The organism is Natrinema gelatinilyticum (genome assembly GCF_024266705.1).
In the GTDB taxonomy this organism is placed as follows: Archaea; Halobacteriota; Halobacteria; order Halobacteriales; family Natrialbaceae; genus Natrinema; species Natrinema gelatinilyticum.
Genome location: NZ_CP100756.1, coordinates 310,169 through 325,228, shown reverse-complemented (window position 1 = coordinate 325,228; position 15,060 = coordinate 310,169). Strand labels below are relative to the sequence as shown.

At 62.0% G+C, this 15,060-nt stretch carries 18 protein-coding genes and 2 pseudogenes; 10 read left to right on the top strand and 10 right to left on the bottom strand.

All coding sequences use genetic code 11. The features are described 5' to 3' along the window. Nucleotides 1-97: 97 nt before the first annotated feature. A pseudogene (locus NJU76_RS26950) lies at nucleotides 98-304 on the top strand (hypothetical protein); the annotation flags it as partial. Nucleotides 305-348: 44 nt separating this feature from the next. Continuing rightward, nucleotides 349-444: pseudogene (locus NJU76_RS01515) on the top strand (DUF234 domain-containing protein); the annotation flags it as partial. A gap of 85 nt (nucleotides 445-529) precedes the next feature. Here NJU76_RS01515 and NJU76_RS01510 read toward each other — a convergent pair. Beyond that, nucleotides 530-1,360, bottom strand: coding sequence for an IS5 family transposase (locus NJU76_RS01510; RefSeq protein ID WP_254531048.1), 831 nt, complete (start codon nucleotides 1,358-1,360; stop codon nucleotides 530-532). Nucleotides 1,361-1,734: 374 nt separating this feature from the next. Between NJU76_RS01510 and twy1 the strand changes: the two genes are divergently transcribed. After that, a complete protein-coding gene (gene twy1 / locus NJU76_RS01505) occupies nucleotides 1,735-2,715 on the top strand; it encodes a 4-demethylwyosine synthase TYW1 (protein ID WP_254531047.1) in 981 nt (326 codons plus the stop codon). Nucleotides 2,716-2,923: 208 nt separating this feature from the next. Continuing rightward, nucleotides 2,924-3,169 carry a hypothetical protein gene (locus tag NJU76_RS01500; RefSeq protein ID WP_254531046.1) on the top strand — a complete coding sequence of 82 codons (246 nt, stop codon included), beginning with the start codon at nucleotides 2,924-2,926 and terminating at the stop codon, nucleotides 3,167-3,169. A 75-nt stretch (nucleotides 3,170-3,244) separates the two neighbouring features. Here NJU76_RS01500 and NJU76_RS01495 read toward each other — a convergent pair whose 3' ends face one another. The 3 genes from NJU76_RS01495 to NJU76_RS01485 all read right to left on the bottom strand — a co-directional run bounded on the left by NJU76_RS01495 (nucleotide 3,245) and on the right by NJU76_RS01485 (nucleotide 5,275). Then, nucleotides 3,245-3,406: a hypothetical protein gene (locus NJU76_RS01495; RefSeq protein ID WP_254531045.1), complete on the bottom strand. Its 162-nt coding sequence runs from the start codon at nucleotides 3,404-3,406 to the stop codon at nucleotides 3,245-3,247. Nucleotides 3,407-3,935: 529 nt separating this feature from the next. Beyond that, on the bottom strand, nucleotides 3,936-4,184 hold the full coding sequence (locus NJU76_RS01490) for a hypothetical protein (protein WP_254531044.1): 249 nt from the start codon (nucleotides 4,182-4,184) through the stop codon (nucleotides 3,936-3,938). Then, nucleotides 4,184-5,275, bottom strand: a complete 1,092-nt coding sequence (locus NJU76_RS01485) for an MBL fold metallo-hydrolase (protein ID WP_254531043.1) — start codon at nucleotides 5,273-5,275, stop codon at nucleotides 4,184-4,186. Before NJU76_RS01485 ends, NJU76_RS01490 begins: the two co-directional genes overlap by 1 nt. 148 nt (nucleotides 5,276-5,423) lie before the next feature. On the opposite strand from NJU76_RS01485, the gene NJU76_RS01480 reads away from it, so the two are divergent. After that, nucleotides 5,424-5,702, top strand: a complete 279-nt coding sequence (locus NJU76_RS01480) for an acylphosphatase (protein WP_254531042.1) — start codon at nucleotides 5,424-5,426, stop codon at nucleotides 5,700-5,702. Between the two features lie 107 nt (nucleotides 5,703-5,809). Here NJU76_RS01480 and NJU76_RS01475 read toward each other — a convergent pair whose 3' ends face one another. Further along, nucleotides 5,810-5,971, bottom strand: a complete 162-nt coding sequence (locus tag NJU76_RS01475; RefSeq protein WP_254531041.1) for a hypothetical protein — start codon at nucleotides 5,969-5,971, stop codon at nucleotides 5,810-5,812. Between the two features lie 205 nt (nucleotides 5,972-6,176). Between NJU76_RS01475 and NJU76_RS01470 the strand changes: the two genes are divergently transcribed. Together NJU76_RS01470 and moaC are read left to right on the top strand one after the other, a co-directional pair. Further along, complete coding sequence (locus NJU76_RS01470) at nucleotides 6,177-7,604, top strand: NAD(P)H-hydrate dehydratase (protein ID WP_254531040.1); 1,428 nt, start codon at nucleotides 6,177-6,179, stop codon at nucleotides 7,602-7,604. Beyond that, on the top strand, nucleotides 7,597-8,145 hold the full coding sequence (moaC, locus tag NJU76_RS01465; RefSeq protein ID WP_254531039.1) for a cyclic pyranopterin monophosphate synthase MoaC: 549 nt from the start codon (nucleotides 7,597-7,599) through the stop codon (nucleotides 8,143-8,145). The genes NJU76_RS01470 and moaC overlap by 8 nt, the downstream gene beginning before the upstream one ends. Nucleotides 8,146-8,337: 192 nt before the next feature. Here the strand turns inward: moaC and NJU76_RS01460 are convergent, their stop codons facing one another. From NJU76_RS01460 to NJU76_RS01440, 5 genes are all read right to left on the bottom strand, one after another. Beyond that, nucleotides 8,338-9,081 (bottom strand): 3-oxoacyl-ACP reductase family protein, encoded by a 744-nt coding sequence (locus NJU76_RS01460; protein WP_254531038.1) that lies wholly within the window; start codon nucleotides 9,079-9,081, stop codon nucleotides 8,338-8,340. A gap of 233 nt (nucleotides 9,082-9,314) precedes the next feature. Beyond that, a complete protein-coding gene (gene phaC, locus NJU76_RS01455; RefSeq protein ID WP_254531037.1) occupies nucleotides 9,315-10,766 on the bottom strand; it encodes a class III poly(R)-hydroxyalkanoic acid synthase subunit PhaC in 1,452 nt (483 codons plus the stop codon). Beyond that, the gene (locus NJU76_RS01450; protein ID WP_254531036.1) at nucleotides 10,763-11,311 is read right to left on the bottom strand and encodes a poly(R)-hydroxyalkanoic acid synthase subunit PhaE; all 549 of its coding nucleotides are present in this window, start codon (nucleotides 11,309-11,311) and stop codon (nucleotides 10,763-10,765) included. The genes phaC and NJU76_RS01450 overlap by 4 nt, the downstream gene beginning before the upstream one ends. Nucleotides 11,312-11,354: 43 nt before the next feature. Next, entirely contained in the window at nucleotides 11,355-11,840 is a 486-nt protein-coding gene (locus NJU76_RS01445) for a hypothetical protein (protein ID WP_254531035.1), read from the bottom strand. 2 nt (nucleotides 11,841-11,842) lie between these two features. Next, entirely contained in the window at nucleotides 11,843-12,157 is a 315-nt protein-coding gene (locus NJU76_RS01440; protein WP_254531034.1) for an AbrB/MazE/SpoVT family DNA-binding domain-containing protein, read from the bottom strand. 279 nt (nucleotides 12,158-12,436) lie between these two features. On the opposite strand from NJU76_RS01440, the gene NJU76_RS01435 reads away from it, so the two are divergent. The 3 genes from NJU76_RS01435 to cdd all read left to right on the top strand — a co-directional run bounded on the left by NJU76_RS01435 (nucleotide 12,437) and on the right by cdd (nucleotide 15,051). After that, complete coding sequence (locus NJU76_RS01435) at nucleotides 12,437-13,075, top strand: MaoC family dehydratase (protein ID WP_254531033.1); 639 nt, start codon at nucleotides 12,437-12,439, stop codon at nucleotides 13,073-13,075. Nucleotides 13,076-13,154: 79 nt separating this feature from the next. Continuing rightward, on the top strand, nucleotides 13,155-14,558 hold the full coding sequence (locus NJU76_RS01430) for a phosphohexomutase domain-containing protein (RefSeq protein ID WP_254531032.1): 1,404 nt from the start codon (nucleotides 13,155-13,157) through the stop codon (nucleotides 14,556-14,558). Nucleotides 14,559-14,661: 103 nt separating this feature from the next. Continuing rightward, a complete protein-coding gene (gene cdd, locus NJU76_RS01425) occupies nucleotides 14,662-15,051 on the top strand; it encodes a cytidine deaminase (RefSeq protein WP_254531031.1) in 390 nt (129 codons plus the stop codon). Nucleotides 15,052-15,060: the final 9 nt, after the last annotated feature.

Genomic DNA, 15,060 nt, shown 5'->3' with positions numbered 1-15,060 from the left:
TAGTCTTGACGGGTGAGACGTCCGGTGGGGACGTGAAACAGTGTGAATTACCCTGTCCCCGGGGGAACCATCGACCCTGGTCTCCCCGACCACGTTAATAAGGCCGACGGCACGGCCCGTGACCTCGGAAATAACCGATTACCGGAATGGCGAAAACGCGTCGCGTTTTCGAGCACGGTTCGAGTGGGACGACCACGACTGGTCGGAGTTATCACGCTCTCACCGTCCCACCGACCAGCGTACAAACCCGAGCATCATCCACCGTGACGGGACTGTCGCCTCCGGTGAGTCGGAGACCGGCTGAGACTCTCACGGAGGAAACCCCGGCGTTCACGCCGGGGAGGATGTCATTCCGAGATCGGTCGATGGTGGTACGGTGTACACGATATCGATATCGTCGGTCTCGCGCCGACCGATGATCGTATCCAGTTCGCCGATTGCAAATAGACCAGTGAATCGGTCGGGCACTCGCTCGTCACGGCTCTTCGGGCGAAAAGGGCTCTATTGAATCCGCAGAGGGCGACGGGATTCATTGTTTGACGGCTTGTTCGACGTTATAGACTGCGGCTGCGAGAGCGATTTCACGGAACTGGCGATACCATGCACGCGCTCGGACGGCGGAGCCGTACGAGCGCTTGATCACCGAGTTCACGGTTTCACAGATTGAGCGCTGGTTGTAGAGTTCATCCTCTATCCGCGCATTGTGCGCGTGATCGTAGGGTGCGAAGACGCGATGTTTGATCAGTGGTCTTACTTCTTCAGCACGAAGCTCTTCGCGGAAGCTCATATCGTCGTAGCCTTTGTCAGCGGCGAGGCTGAGCAGGTCGCCGGCGTTGCGCCGGGCGACCTGCGGCCCGATGTTGGTTCCGTTAGGCCACTTCGTGCTGCAGTGAACGTCGATAACCGCGCCCTGCGCGGTATCGACGAGAAACGTCGCTTGTATCGTCCGTACGTCTCGGTCACAGCGGTTGAGATAGTGGGTTGATGCCTGTCGACGGTCGAAGTACGTGGCGTCAATGGCGGCGTGACCAGACTGCTCGAGCAGCTCCGACGAAAGTCGGAGCAGCTCTCGCCAGATCCGCATCGGCGCTCGGTCAAACGACTTGCAGAGCGCGGATGGGCCGGGGAGCTCGCCGCGCTTGAGATTGAGCGCGGCTCGTACCCGCTCCATCTCTTCGGCCCAATCGAGGACTTCTTCGAGCGTTGCTTCCATGTGAAGCCGGAGAAAATGCAGGACAGCGTGCTTCCAGCCGGCAACTCCGTTGCCGGCAGGATGGCTGATCTGCATCAGCGCTGCATCAGTAAGTTTTCGTGCGATCGACACAGCCTGTTTAACGAAGCGGAAGAGAGTCTTTTGCACAAAGCTTCCTCTGCCGCTTCAATTCAATCATTCTGACGACTTACCCCGACGCCGTCAGTGGATTCAATAGAACCGGCGAAAAGTAAAACCGTCCGATGGGGACCGTCCGCTCGAGATGAGCGGTTTGCACTCGTCTCGAAAAACGTATTCGTCGACGGACTCGAACCGGAATTGGACGAAAACTGGTCTCTGTTTCGTCTCACTGGATTCGAAGGTACCCTCTCCCCGATCCGTGAGATCGAATCTGTATCACCACACCCGACGTGTCCGATCAAATCGCAGGATCAGTCCGCTAACGTAGAGAGCGAGATTCGGCCGTTCGATCTAGCGGTGAACGTGGCTGTTATTGCTGTGGGTTTCGAACGAACGGACTAATGAGCGACTCCGACAGCGGGCCGATGCAAGTCGACTCGCCGAATTATCACAACGAAAATCACACGGCAGCACAGACGTGCGGCTGGACGGCGAACGCGCTGCGCGGCGAGGGCAAGTGTTACAAGAATATTTTCTACGGAATCGAGTCCCATCGCTGTATCCAGATGACACCCGTCGTCCGGTGTAACGAGCGGTGTGTCTTTTGCTGGCGCGACCACAGCGGTCACGCCTACGAAATGGACGACGTGGAGTGGGACGACCCGGAAGCCGTCGTCGACGCATCGATCACTCTCCAGAAGAAGCTCCTCTCGGGGTACGGCGGTAACGACGAGGTTCCCCGCGAGGTGTTCGATCAGGCGATGGAACCCCGACACGTCGCCATCTCGCTGGACGGCGAACCGACGCTCTATCCCTTCCTGCCCGAACTCATCGAGGCCTTCCACGACCGTGATATCACTACGTTTCTCGTTTCGAACGGCACCCGCCCCGACGTTCTCCGAGCGTGCGATCCGACCCAGTTGTACGTCAGCGTCGACGCGGCCGAGCGCCACACGTTCGATCAGGTGGTCGGCGCAATGGAGGACGACGCCTGGGAGAAACTGCTCGAGACGATGGGCGTGCTCGCGGACAAAGACGACACTCGAACCGTCTTGCGGACGACGCTCGTCGACGGAGAAAATATGCATCATCCAGACTGGTACGCCGGCTTCTATCAGCAAGCTGACCCGGATTTCATCGAGCTGAAAGCCTACATGCACGTCGGTCACTCGCGAGGTCGGCTCGACCGCTCCGCGATGCCCGACCACGACGAGGTCGTCGAATTCGCGGAGGCCGTGGGCGAACACATGCCCGAGTTTACCGAGGTGAAAGGCGTTCCGGCGTCCCGCGTCGCGCTGCTGGCGAAGACGACCGACACGTGGGTTCCGAAACTGAAAAAGGGAAGCGAGTTCTGGGAACGCGATCCCGTCACCGGCGACTGACGTCCGAAATCCACGTGGCGAGAACGGTTATGAGCCGTATTCGACGACGTGAACAGGTGGCACTTCGATCGTTCATCGACGAGGACGGACGGGCGGTCTAGACCATCGCAGCTATCGGCCACGATGCGACCGAGCCGCTCCGGGAGGTGCTCGTCGAGACGTTCACGGAGCAATAGATTACCGTCGAAAGCGCAGTGGAATGAACGGTGTGGCCGAAACGCACCCAGACATCGCCGCCGCGCTCGAGACCAACGGAGACACGGCCGTCTTGCTCGAAGACGGCTGGCCGATCGCCGCGTCATCGATGCTCGAGTTGTACGACGCGCTGCTCGCGATCGACTCCGATCTGTTCAGGACCAGGTCACGCGGTGTCGGTGAAATCGAATCACTCGACGTGCTGGCAGACCTCGAGAACACGCGGCTGCGCGGCTATCTCCCCAACTGGACGGACTGAGAACCCCCTTATATGTCCGACAGGCTGAACAGGCCGAATGACTCGAGGTCGTTCGAAAATCGAAGATGGACTAGCTTACTCAGAGACGCCTTCTTCTTCCCTAGTAACCGTCTCAGTGGCGACGAACGTGGCCAGCTTTTTCTTCGGGTGGGTACGGAGCAGGTGCTCCTCCATCTGTTCGCCATCCTCGAGTTCCTCATGACACACGGGACACTCGTAAGCTGCTTTCGTTGCCATACTGGAGACAGAACCTCTGCTCTGAAAAGTAAATAGCTGGCGAGTTCACGATCGACCAGTGTCTCCTGAACGCCAATCATCGTTCACTATCCATCAATACTGTTCCAAGAGAGGTGACCCAGGGGCGGTTGACTGTGACGGCCCCATCGTTCGCGGAGCCAGCACTCGATCACTGGTCGATCACCTCCTGGATCTCTGTCGACTCCTCGAGCGGCCGATGGTACCGTTGGAGTCCGCCGGCGAAATCCTGCTGGTCGTTAGTCTCTCCAGTATCCGCGGCTCTCGTCTCTACGACTACAAACTCGATCCTGGTGAACCGCCTCGGTGTCACGTGGTTCGAGACGCGGAGCGTCTCGTCAGCGAGACCGTCGGTCTCGCGGACCTCGCGGAGCGTCGCTTCGCTTCGTCACGGAAATCTCCGCTATCCGTACGATCCCGAGGCACTCGGCCTGCTCCGCCTGCAGAAGTCTCTCTTCTGCCACTTGCGAACAGGTGAGCGATCCCCTCAGGTGTGCCGGGAGCAGGGCAGTTACTCCGCGTAGTCTTCGCGGCCGGTCACGGCCCAGTAGGCCTGTGAAACGAGCATCACTGTGAAGACGACGACGAGGATTCCCGCGACCCAGAGTGCAACCTGCCGGCTGAGCAGGTAGTACGAGAGCGCGCTCGCGACGACGACGAACAGCACCGCGCCGACGAGTAATTCGAGCAGCTCCCGGACCGTCGCACGCCCACTCGAGACGTCGAGATACTCCGATTCGAAGCGGTCGATGAGGCCCATCAGAAGAACTCCTCGAGGGTCGTTTGGTTTCGCTTCAGCGGCTGCGCTCGATAGCCATACTCGGTCGCGAGGTGGTCGGCGAACGCCTCGTCGAAGCCGTGGTTCGTGTAGACGACCTCCGGATCGATCGCGCGAGCTGTTTCGACGAGTTCATCGAAGTCGCAGTGGTCCGTGAGCGGAAACGTCACGTCGTAGTGTCCTCGATAGCGGAAGGAGTCGTCGACCGCCCACCCCGAAAAGCCCGCCTTCAGTCCGTTCTCGCGGTCGACGGCCGTCTCGACCCAGTCGGCTCGAGCCTGATTCGACGGCAGGATCACGATTTCGTCGGTCAGTCCGCGGAGCGAGTCGTAGCGTCGCCCAGGGAACTCAAGGCCGCCCGAAGCCGACCCGTCCGCCGGGCGATCGGTCGCTCCGTTCGGGGAGTCGCCGTCGGTCGCGCGTTCGATAACCCGATTCACCTCGCGGATGGACTCGGAGACGAGAATCTCCCGGCCCCCGTCGCCCGTCGCGTCGCGGGCCACCCACTGGAGCTTCTGGGCGCGGCCCAACGAGTAGCCGAACAGGAAGCACGGCCGGTCGTCGTTGTCGCGAAGCCAGTCGAGGATCGCGGCCTCGAGTTCCTCCTGCGGCGAAAATCGGTACTTTGGAAGCCCGTACGTCGTCTCCATGACGAGCGCGTCCGCGTCGACGGCGCGGGGATCGAACCCCTCGAGGTAACACCGATCGCGCGTCGAGAAATCGCCGGTGTAACAGTAGCGTCGGGGACCGTCGTCATCGGTCACGTCCTCGAGACTACCGGACACGTCATCCAGGTCGATGATCGCCGCGCGGGAGCCGACGACGTGGCCGGCCGGAACGAGTTCGATGCCAGGGACCCGTTCGACGAATTCGAAGCCGGTGCCGGTCCTGGCTTCGGCTATCGCGGCGGTTTCGGTCGAGCAGACGATCGATTCCGGCGCCGTCCGAAACGTGTGGTCCGCGTGGGCGTGGCTCACGACGTTGACCCTGCCCGCGGCGCTTCGTGCGTCGGCGACGACGCACGGCTCGCCGCCCCGTTCGAAATGGATGCCGTCTCGGTGCCGTACAGTCACTGGACTCGAGTAGGCCCTCGAGATACCTGCCTGTATCGCTTCGGGACCGACCAACCATCGTAGCCGGACTGACTCTCGGGTATTCGAACGGTGCGACCGCGGACGGAACGGTCCCGGATTTTTCATGCTCGAAGTCGATTGCTGAGGCATGGCAAGTCGAACCCGCGCACACGTATTCGTCTCGGGGACGGTACAGGGCGTCTACTACCGCGCCAATACTCGCGACGCAGCGCGCGAGAAGGGTGTCGACGGCTGGGTTACGAATTTAGAAGACGGTCGCGTCGAGGCAATCTTTGAGGGGCCCGAGGACGTCGTCGAAGAGATGATCGAGTGGTGTCACGTGGGAAGCCCGGCGGCCAACGTCGAGGACGTCCAGTCCGAATTCGAGGACCCGCGAGGCAAAGACGGGTTCGAAATTCGGTACTAACATGGCGACCGAACGAGTGGCCAATCGTCGCCATCTTTCCAGTCTCGGTCGAAGCCGTTCGCTCGAGGCCTTGAATCGGTGCGAGAGAACGAACGTCGCCGAGCGCACTACCGTCCGAGCAACAGCTTCGTCGCCAGTTCGACGTACTCGACGAAATTGACTGTCGGCGTACCCGGCAGATACATCTGGAGGTCGGGTTGGTCGAACGTGCTATCGAACCAGTCTGCAGGTACGGTGTCGGCGGGGTCGTCGATCTCTCTCGTTTCCATACCGTTCGTAGTAGGGTAGGGAATTTATATATTTGCAAATATTGTTTTGAGATAGAAAACTAAAGATCATTATTGATAAATTGGCCCACGGGTCTAGGACCCGTCGATTTCCACCGGTCGAATCGGTACGCAGCCGGTCGCCGAACCGATGAACTTCACACTGATGTCCGCAATCTTCAACGGTCGGCCGGTCGAACCCTGTCCTATGATTACTGGCGATCGAATGGCCGCCGTCGATGCAAACGCCGCGGCGCTCGGCGTCCCGCGGAAACAGTTGATGGAGTCGAGCGGAAATGCGGTCGCCCGCGAGATCAGGGCGGTCGCCGATCCAGGTGCTCGAGTCGTCGTCGTCGCCGGCCGCGGAAACAACGGCGGTGACGCATTCGTCGCCGCTCGCTTCCTGGACGAGTATCGGGTCACGACGCTGCTGCTCGGCCGCGCTGAGCTGATCGGGACCGACATCGCTCGCGAGAACTGGGACGCGCTGCGACGGGCCGACTACGACGCGCGAGAAGTGACCGACTCGAGCGGGTTCGACCTCCCCGAATCGGACGTGATCGTCGACGCGATGCTCGGAACGGGTATCAGCGGCGATCTCCGAGAACCGGCAGCGACCGGCGCGCGAGCGATCAACGAGGCCGACGCGACTGTCATCGCGGTCGACGTCCCGTCGGGCTTCGACGCAGACGGCGGTGAGCACGCGGACAACGGTATCGTGGCAGACCACGTCGTCACGTTCCACCGGACGAAACCGGGTCTCGAGGACCTCGCGGCCGACGTCACCGTCGCCAACATCGGCATCCCCGCGGCTGCGGAGCAGTTCGTCGGCCCCGGCGACGTCGACCTCGCTCGCCCGGCGAGCCGCGATGGGCGGGCGTTCATCATCGGTGGCGGCCCTTACACCGGTGCGCCGGCGCTGGCAGCGCAAGCGGCCCTGCGGGCCGGGATGGAACTCTCCTTCGTCGCCGCACCGGAGTCGGTTGCCGGCGAGATCCAGGGGTACGCTGAGGACCTCATCGTCCAGCCCTACGGGAGCGACAGGCTCTCGCCCGAGCAGGTCGGCGACCTCGTGAACACGGCAGAGCGCCACGACGACGTGGTCGTGCTCGGTCCGGGCCTCGGGACTGCAGACGAGACGCTTGAGGCCGCCCGCCGGTTTCTCGAGTCCTACACGGGGCCGGCGGTCGTCGACGCGGACGCCCTATCGATCGTCCCCGACCTCGAAACGGATGCGACCCTGGTCTGTACGCCGAACCGGGCGGAACTCACCCGGATGGGGGGTCCGGACACTGATTCGCTGCGTGAGGCTGCGGACGACGTCACGGATTTCGCGGCCGAACTGGGTCACGTCGTTCTCGCGAAAGGCGTCGACGACGTCGCGACGGACGGCGAGCGAACCCGAATCTGTCGAACAGGTGCCCCAGGAATGAAAGTCGGCGGAACCGGCGATCTGCTGGCGGGGATCGTCGCGGCACTGCTCGAACACGCCGATCCGCTCGATGCCGCGGCGGCAGCAGCGTTCGTCAACGGCCGCGCCGGCGAACGGCTTGCTCCGACGGCATCGAACGGGTTCCTCGCGTCGGAGATGCTCGAGGAAATTCCCGCGGCCCTATGGGGTGAGACAGATGAGTGAGAACGACGATGCGGGCGACTCGAGAGACGGCGGAAACGAGCATTCGGATACGGGTACGAATGCCGGTGCAGACGAACTGACCCATACGACCGCGGAGGGCGACGTTCAGATGGTCGACGTCGGCGACAAACCGGATAGCGAGCGCCGCGCGGTCGCGGCCGGGGAAATCCGTCTCCGCCGGTCGACGATCGAAGCGATCAGAGAAGACGAGGTGGGAAAGGGAGACGTCCTCGCGACCGCCCGAATCGGCGCGATCCAGGCCGTCAAGCACACCTGGGAGACGATCCCCATGTGCCACCAGATCCCGATTACGAACGTCGACACCGACTTCTCACTCGGAGACGACCGGGTCGAATTGCGGGTCGCCGTCGAGACCACCGGCAAGACGGGCTGTGAGATGGAAGCACTCGAGGGGGTGACGACCGGTTTGAACGTCGTCTGGGACATGGTCAAGGCCGTCGAGAAAGACGACGATGGCCAGTACCCGGACACTGGAATCGATAACGTGCGAGTCCTGCAGAAAGCGAAACACCGGACGTGATGACAATTCGAACGAGACGGCTGTAGAGCGTGACTGAAGCGAACTCGGACCGACCTCGAGTCGCCTTCACGTCGCGCGGGCATCCACCTCGGGTCGGATACTGTGGCCCCTTCGTACGGCGTTCTACGAAACTGGCCAATCGGGGTCCGAAGGCGAGTCCGGAGGTTCTAAAATCGAACTGAAACGGTGTCTCTATAGGTCCATGCCGCCGTTGACGTCGATCACTTCTCCCGTCACGTACGACGATTCCTCGCTCGCGAGGAAGCGCACGACCGCTGCGATGTCCTCGACTTCCGCGAGTCGTTCGAGGGGTATTCCCGCGATAATCCGATCGAGGACGCTGTCGGGGACACTCTCGAGCATGTCGGTCGCGGTAAAGCCCGGTGCGACGCAGTTGGCCGTCGAGCCACCCTGGGCGAGTTCGAGGGCGATCGTTCGCGTAAAGCCGAACATGCCGCTTTTCGCGGCGGCGTAGTTCGCTTGTCCGAAGTTACCCTGTTTCCCGACGACACTCGAGATGTTTATCAGCCGGCCCTCCTCTGCGTTCCAGATGTCGTCGTAGAACAGTTGGGTGCAGTTGAACATGCCGCCGAGGTTGACGTCCATCACGCGGTCCCACTCCTCGCGTGACATCTCGGTGAATTGCTTGTCCGCCGTGATCCCGGCGTTGTTCACCAGTACGTCACACTGGCCGAACGCTTCGTGACAGACCTCGATCATGTGTTCGACCTCCGCGCGATCGCTTACGTCCGCTCTCGCCGCAACAGCGGACCCACCCTTCGATTCGATCGCTTCGACGGTGTCGTGTGCTGGCCCCTCCGATGAGCGGTAGTTGACGACTACGTTCGCTTCCTGTTCGCCGAGGTGCTCGGCGATCCCGCGACCGATACCCCGTGCTGAGCCAGTGATTACGCAGGTGCGACCATCCATGGACATACCTGGTACGTTCAACGTCCCATGGTAAATAACGACCTGTCAACGAATATTTTGCAAATGTCAATCTAAAAATATTTGCCACGAACCGGCGCTCGAACGATCGCCTGTCCCGATGGTCGCCGTCATCCGTCGGAATCGTGACCAGTCGTAACCTCCCCCTGGATGACTCGTCCCCCCTGGATCAGTCGAACTCCGTCTCCGATCCACTTGACGTGATCACGGCGGCGAACCCGCTACTGCTGTCGGGCCTGTTCGACCCATCCTTCGATCCGATTCGGAGAGATTCCCGTTTCGGTGGCGAGTTCGGCGACGTCGGCATCGGCGAGATCGTCGAACGTCTCGATACCGGCGGCGGTGAGGTCGTCCGAGTACGCCTGACCGATTCCGGTCAGTTCGGTGAGATCGTCAGTCTCCGCCTCGCTCTCGTCCCCAGTTTCAGTTTCGGTTCCGGCGCCGGAACTCGAGGCCGTTTCGACGCTCGAGCCGCCGTCCGCGAGATCCTCGACACCCGATTCGGATCCGCTGACGTCCTCAGCGAGCGCGGCGTCCGCTTCGCGTGTCGGTTCGCCGACAGACTCGGACTCGCGATCGGCCCCCGTCCCGTTCGAGCGGTCCTCGAACCACTCAGAGACCCGCGGCCAGAGGTCGTCGTGGCTCCGTGAGGAGACGGACATGCCGATGTGGCCCGTCGCGAACTCGAGGATCTCCGTGTCATCGGATTCGATGACGTCGTTGAACGGCTTGGAGGCCCCGGGCGGAATGAGGTGGTCGTACTCCGCGACGATCTGAAGCACGGGCATGTCGATTCGGGAGAGGTCGACGCGTTTGCCGTCCAGCGTGAGTTCGTTAGTGTAGAGCTTATTCTCCTGATAGATGTCGCGGATAAACTCCTCGTAAGCTTCGCCTGCGACGTCGATTCCCTCGTCGAGCCAGCGCTCCATTCGAGCGAAGTTCTCGACGAAGTCCTCGTCCTCGACGTTGTCGTAGAACCGAACGTACTTCGTCACGTTATTCGCGACGGGGTCCATCAGCGCGAAGCCGACGTCGAGGAACTCTGCCGGGACGTTGTCGAACGCGTCGGTGACGGCGTTCGGGTCGTAGTACTCTTCGGATCCCCAGAGTTCGAGGATGCCGCCCTCACCCGCGAAACTGAGGCCGGCGGCCATCAACGCCAGGTTCTTGATTTTCTCGGGGTACAGCGCCGCGTACATGGCCGACATCGTGCCGCCCATGCAGTATCCGAGGATGTTGATCGCGTCCTGACCGGAGCGCTCGCTGACGACGTCGACGCAGTTGTCGATGTAGCGATTGACGTAGTCGGAAAGCGAGAGCGTCCGATCGAGTTTGGAAGGCTCGCCCCAGTCGATCAGATAGACATCGAAGCCGGACTCGAGAAGCGTCTGGACGACCGAGCGGTCGGGCTGTAAATCGAGGATGTACGGTTTGTTTATCAGCGCGTAGACGATGAGGATCGGAATATCGTGTTGCTCCTCCGTCATCGGCTCGTAGTGGAGGAGTCGCAGCTTGTTCTCCTCGTAGACAACCTCGCTCGGGGTCTGACCCACGGCGACGTTCTCGACCGTTTCGGTCCGTTCTGGTGTTACCCTGGTCTTGTCCGCCAGGTCGGCAGCGCCCTCCCAGGCCTGACGCTGCATGTTCAGTGCGTACGAATACGGGTTCCTCATTGCTCGTCTTCCAGGTGATCGAGGACACGGTCGAGTTTCTGCTCGACGGCGTGTTGGCGGCGCTCGAGCTCGACGAGTCGGTCGCCGACTTCGACGATGTCCTCTTCGGTCGCGAAGCCGAGCGTCCGGAGTGTCTCCTGGGACGCCTCGTCGGCCTGCTGCTGGAGTTCGAGAACGTCGCCGACGGTTTCGCCGGTCATCTTTGCGAACGCGGTCGTCGACATGACATCCTTGAACGCCTCGTTGGCCGTGTTGAGCCAGATGTCACGGAACTCCTCTATGTCGACGTCCTCGCCCTCGAGCTGGTCGTTCATGCGCTCGACCATCTGTTTCGAGGCGTTCATCCACGTCTCGTAGGCGCGGGCGTAGCCCTCGACGCCATCCGAGACTTCGGTGTCCTCGCTGATATCGCCGACCGTCTGGGACCAGCTCTCGACGAATCGAGCCTGTGCTTCCATGTTGTCCTCGAGCGCCTCGAGGAATTGCTCGTTCCACTGCTCGACGAACGTGTTCCAGTTCTGTGCCGGGGGTTGTGAGTCTGCCATAGGTGAAAATTGGCGGTGTACTGTAAAAAACGGCGTCCCTACGTTAGGCCGAGACGTCGAACTCGTCGGCGGCCTCTTCGACGTTCTCTGCCACGGCAGTCACGTTCTGTTCGACCTGCTCGTGGGCGTCGAGGTATGCGTCAAACGACGTATCGACTACTTCGGCGTAGCTCCGGGCGAACTCCTCGTAGGCGACTTCCGATTCCTCGACCGCTTCGACGACCGCATCGAGCGACTGGGACTGCGCTTCGGTGGCGGAGTCGAAGCCTTCGTCGACGAGTTCGCGGAGTTCGTCGAAGTTGGCGCTTCCCTCGGGGAGCCCGGCTTCGATGGCGTCGAAGTAGGCGTGGACGGCACCGCGGGTGACTTCGGCGTTGGATTCGAACATCGCACCCGACGTCTCGACGGCGTCGGCGATCGCGCCGAGTGACGTTTGCTGGGCCTCGAGAGCATCGTGGGTCATGTTCTGGCTCTGTTCGATTGCTGTGCGCTGTGCGTCGAAGACTGCGGTGAATGGGTTCTGAGTCATGGTTACTCCTCTCGGTTTCGTTTGACGGGGATGACGATTGTCTGGACGATATCGCCCTCTTCGATGTCGAGGGCCTCCCGTTCGGGGCCGGGAATACTGACCCGACCGCCACTCTGGACGCGGGCTTTGAACGTCGCCGTACCCATGTTCATCGGGCCAAACGTGGACCCGCTTTTGAACGGATTCGCCGACGTGGCCTGCATCAACTGCTTCATCATCTCCTGCTGAGATTCCGCGACCTGCTCTCCTGCTTCCTGCATCCCCTCGGCAAACATCGCGGGTGGGAACCAGAGCGATCGGTCGGAGTCGTCCGTCATCAACAGCTTCTTGGAGAGCAGACCTCTTAAGCTTTTACACTGATATCCATCTGATACCATCAAATGGCATCAGACTCCACTTGATGATTTTCCATGACGGTGTGTGGCTCGAACGACGGTTATGGAGGTGTTAAGCCAGTGAGTAAGATTCCGACACTGTGCTGATCGAAAGGACTTTCGAGTGGCCCTGTAGGGTGCTATTACGGGACCTTGGTGTCGACAAATTGGTATTAGAACAGCCAAAGAAGTCATATACGCCCCACACTTAGCCGCCCGTAGATGTCCCATCAGAATACTCGAGGAGATAACTTGAGTGCTATGACGACCGCGTGGTCGGCGATGACGCGCGGGTTCCTTCGAACCGCGACGGCGGCGAATCAAGCGGCTGTTTCGGCGATGCTTCCGTCTATCGACGGCGAAAACGGTCAGGAGAAGAATCGAGTTGCCCCTTCCATCCCGTCGATCGAGTACTCCGATCTCGACTGGCAGTTCGACCGCACCGTCGACGACCCCGACCACATCAGCGTCGGCGACACCGTTATCTTCGAGAAAGCGATCACCGACGAAGACGTTCGCGCGTTCGCCGCCGTCAGCGGCGACACGAACCGCCTCCACCTGGACGAGGCGTTCGCAGCCGAGACCCGCTTCGGCGAGCGGATCGTCCACGGGACCCTCGCCTCTGGCCTCATCAGTGCGGCGCTCGCTCGGCTCCCCGGACTCACCATCTACCTCTCTCAGGATCTCGAGTTCAGCGGACCGGTCGGTGTCGGCGACCGGGTTTCTGCCCGCGTCGAAATCGTCGAAAACCTCGGCAACGATCAGTACCGACTCGAGACGGTCGTACGTAACGAGGACGACGATGCCACCGTGATCGACGGTGAGGCGGTTGTCCTGATCGACGACCTGCCCGCCGAGTAACGGGACGGGTTCGGCGACCGCGTTCGTCGATAGGGGCCCGGGCAGTGTTGCTAAGTACCTCCTCGCGGAACGGATGTATATGACGCTTTTTGGGACGGCAGGAATTCGCGGTCCGATCGAGGAGGTGACGCCGTCGTTGGCGCTCTCGGTCGGCCAGGCCGCCGGCGAATCCGGGGAAACGTACGTGATCGGCCGCGACGGGCGGGAAACGGGCTCAGCGCTCGCGGCAGCCGTGGAAGCCGGCCTCGAGAGCGTCGGGGCCGACGTTCGCCGCGTCGGCCAGGTGCCGACGCCCGCACTCGCGTTCGCCTCGCGGGGCCGACGCGGGGTCATGCTCACGGCGAGCCACAATCCCCCCGCGGACAACGGCATCAAACTCTTCGTAGACGGTGTCGAGTACGACGCCGACGCCGAGCGGACCATCGACGACCGCGTCGCGACCGACGACTCGCGGCTCGCCAGCTGGGACGAATGGGGCGCCGCCGAGCGACTCCCCGTGCTCGACCGATACCGTGAGGCCGTCGTGTCGTACGTTCGCGAGCAGTTTCACCCTCGAGACGCGGGGACCGAGACCGAGACGTCGACCCCAAATAATCTCCTCGAAGGGGCTCGGATCGCCGTCGACTGCGGAAACGGAATGGGCGGGCTCGCGACGCCGCAGGTCCTGGAGCGTCTCGGCGCGTCGGTCGTCGCGGTCAACGCCTCCGTCGACGGACACTTCCCCGGTCGCGAGAGCAAACCCACTCCGGAGACGCTCTCCGAATTCTCCGCGTTCCTCGCGGAGGGGACGTTCGATCTCGGCCTCGCTCACGACGGTGACGCCGACCGACTCGTCGTCCTCGGTCCCGACGGCGACGTGATCCACGAAGATACGATCCTCGCGGTGGTCGCCGCCCGCTACACGGCCACCAGCACTGCCGGCGATCCGGTCGTCGTCACGACTCCCAACGCCTCGGCCCGCATCGACGAGCGCGTCCGTGCGGCCGGCGGTCGCGTCGAACGCGTCCGACTGGGTGCGCTCCACGAGGGGATCGCCCGCGAACGAGACCTCGCCGGCGAAAGCACCGAGATCGTCTTCGCCGCCGAACCCTGGAAACAAATCCACACCGCGTTCGGCGGCTGGATAGACGGCGTGGTCAGCGCCGCGGTCGTCGCCACGCTCGTCGCCGAGGCCGGGGACACCGAAACGCTCCGTGCGCCGGTTACCGAACGACCGTACCGAAAGGTCAGCGTCGAATGCCCAGACGACGCGAAATCCGAATCCATGGCCGCCCTCGAGGTGGCGCTCCCGAACGCGTTCCCGGAGGCGGCGGTCGATACGGATTACGGCGTCCGCCTCGAGTTCGACGACGCCTCGTGGTTACTCGTTCGGCCGAGTGGCACGGAACCGTACGTTCGACTCTACGCCGAGAGCGATACCGTCGACGAACTCGTCGGCGATGCGCGCACAGTCGTCGAAACGGCGATCACGGAAAATCGATGAACGGTCGATGTTCTTTGCTATCTGGTAGCTACTGAGGTCTTTGGGCCGCTGTTCCAATCTCTCGACCCAACTTCTTTGGTAGCCGGCGCACCAACCGGTCGTCATGGACGACTTGATCGCCGCCGCTCGCGACATCCAGGACCGCGCCCACGTCCCATACTCCGGCTATACGGTCGGTGCAGCCCTCGAGACCGAAGACGGTGACGTGTTCGTCGGCTGCAACCTCGAGAACGCGAACTTCAGCAATAGCCTCCACGCCGAGGAGGTCGCGGTCGCGGAGGCGGTCAAGAACGGCCACCGCGAATTCTCACGCCTCGCTGTCAGTTCCGGCCGGCGCGACGGCGTCACTCCCTGCGGCATGTGCCGACAGACGCTGAGGGAGTTCTGTGACGACGAACTGGTGGTCATCTGTGACGAAGGCAGCGACGACATCACCGAGTATACGCTCGGCGAATTACTCCCGAACACCATCACGCAAGAGACGCTCGAGTAGCGTCTCGCA

What these genes read in the sequence shown, in the direction of transcription:
- NJU76_RS01430 (WP_254531032.1), top strand. Translation starts at nt 13,155, where the DNA reads ATGACGCTTTTTGGGACGGCAGGAATTCGCGGTCCGATCGAGGAGGTG.
- NJU76_RS01460 (WP_254531038.1), bottom strand. Translation starts at nt 9,081, where the DNA reads ATGTCCATGGATGGTCGCACCTGCGTAATCACTGGCTCAGCACGGGGT.
- cdd (WP_254531031.1), top strand. Translation starts at nt 14,662, where the DNA reads ATGGACGACTTGATCGCCGCCGCTCGCGACATCCAGGACCGCGCCCAC.
- phaC (WP_254531037.1), bottom strand. Translation starts at nt 10,766, where the DNA reads ATGAGGAACCCGTATTCGTACGCACTGAACATGCAGCGTCAGGCCTGG.
- moaC (WP_254531039.1), top strand. Translation starts at nt 7,597, where the DNA reads ATGAGTGAGAACGACGATGCGGGCGACTCGAGAGACGGCGGAAACGAG.
- NJU76_RS01445 (WP_254531035.1), bottom strand. Translation starts at nt 11,840, where the DNA reads ATGACTCAGAACCCATTCACCGCAGTCTTCGACGCACAGCGCACAGCA.
- NJU76_RS01475 (WP_254531041.1), bottom strand. Translation starts at nt 5,971, where the DNA reads ATGGAAACGAGAGAGATCGACGACCCCGCCGACACCGTACCTGCAGAC.
- NJU76_RS01450 (WP_254531036.1), bottom strand. Translation starts at nt 11,311, where the DNA reads ATGGCAGACTCACAACCCCCGGCACAGAACTGGAACACGTTCGTCGAG.
- NJU76_RS01490 (WP_254531044.1), bottom strand. Translation starts at nt 4,184, where the DNA reads ATGGGCCTCATCGACCGCTTCGAATCGGAGTATCTCGACGTCTCGAGT.
- NJU76_RS01480 (WP_254531042.1), top strand. Translation starts at nt 5,424, where the DNA reads ATGGCAAGTCGAACCCGCGCACACGTATTCGTCTCGGGGACGGTACAG.
- twy1 (WP_254531047.1), top strand. Translation starts at nt 1,735, where the DNA reads ATGAGCGACTCCGACAGCGGGCCGATGCAAGTCGACTCGCCGAATTAT.
- NJU76_RS01440 (WP_254531034.1), bottom strand. Translation starts at nt 12,157, where the DNA reads ATGACGGACGACTCCGACCGATCGCTCTGGTTCCCACCCGCGATGTTT.
- NJU76_RS01470 (WP_254531040.1), top strand. Translation starts at nt 6,177, where the DNA reads ATGATTACTGGCGATCGAATGGCCGCCGTCGATGCAAACGCCGCGGCG.
- NJU76_RS01435 (WP_254531033.1), top strand. Translation starts at nt 12,437, where the DNA reads ATGTCCCATCAGAATACTCGAGGAGATAACTTGAGTGCTATGACGACC.
- NJU76_RS01495 (WP_254531045.1), bottom strand. Translation starts at nt 3,406, where the DNA reads ATGGCAACGAAAGCAGCTTACGAGTGTCCCGTGTGTCATGAGGAACTC.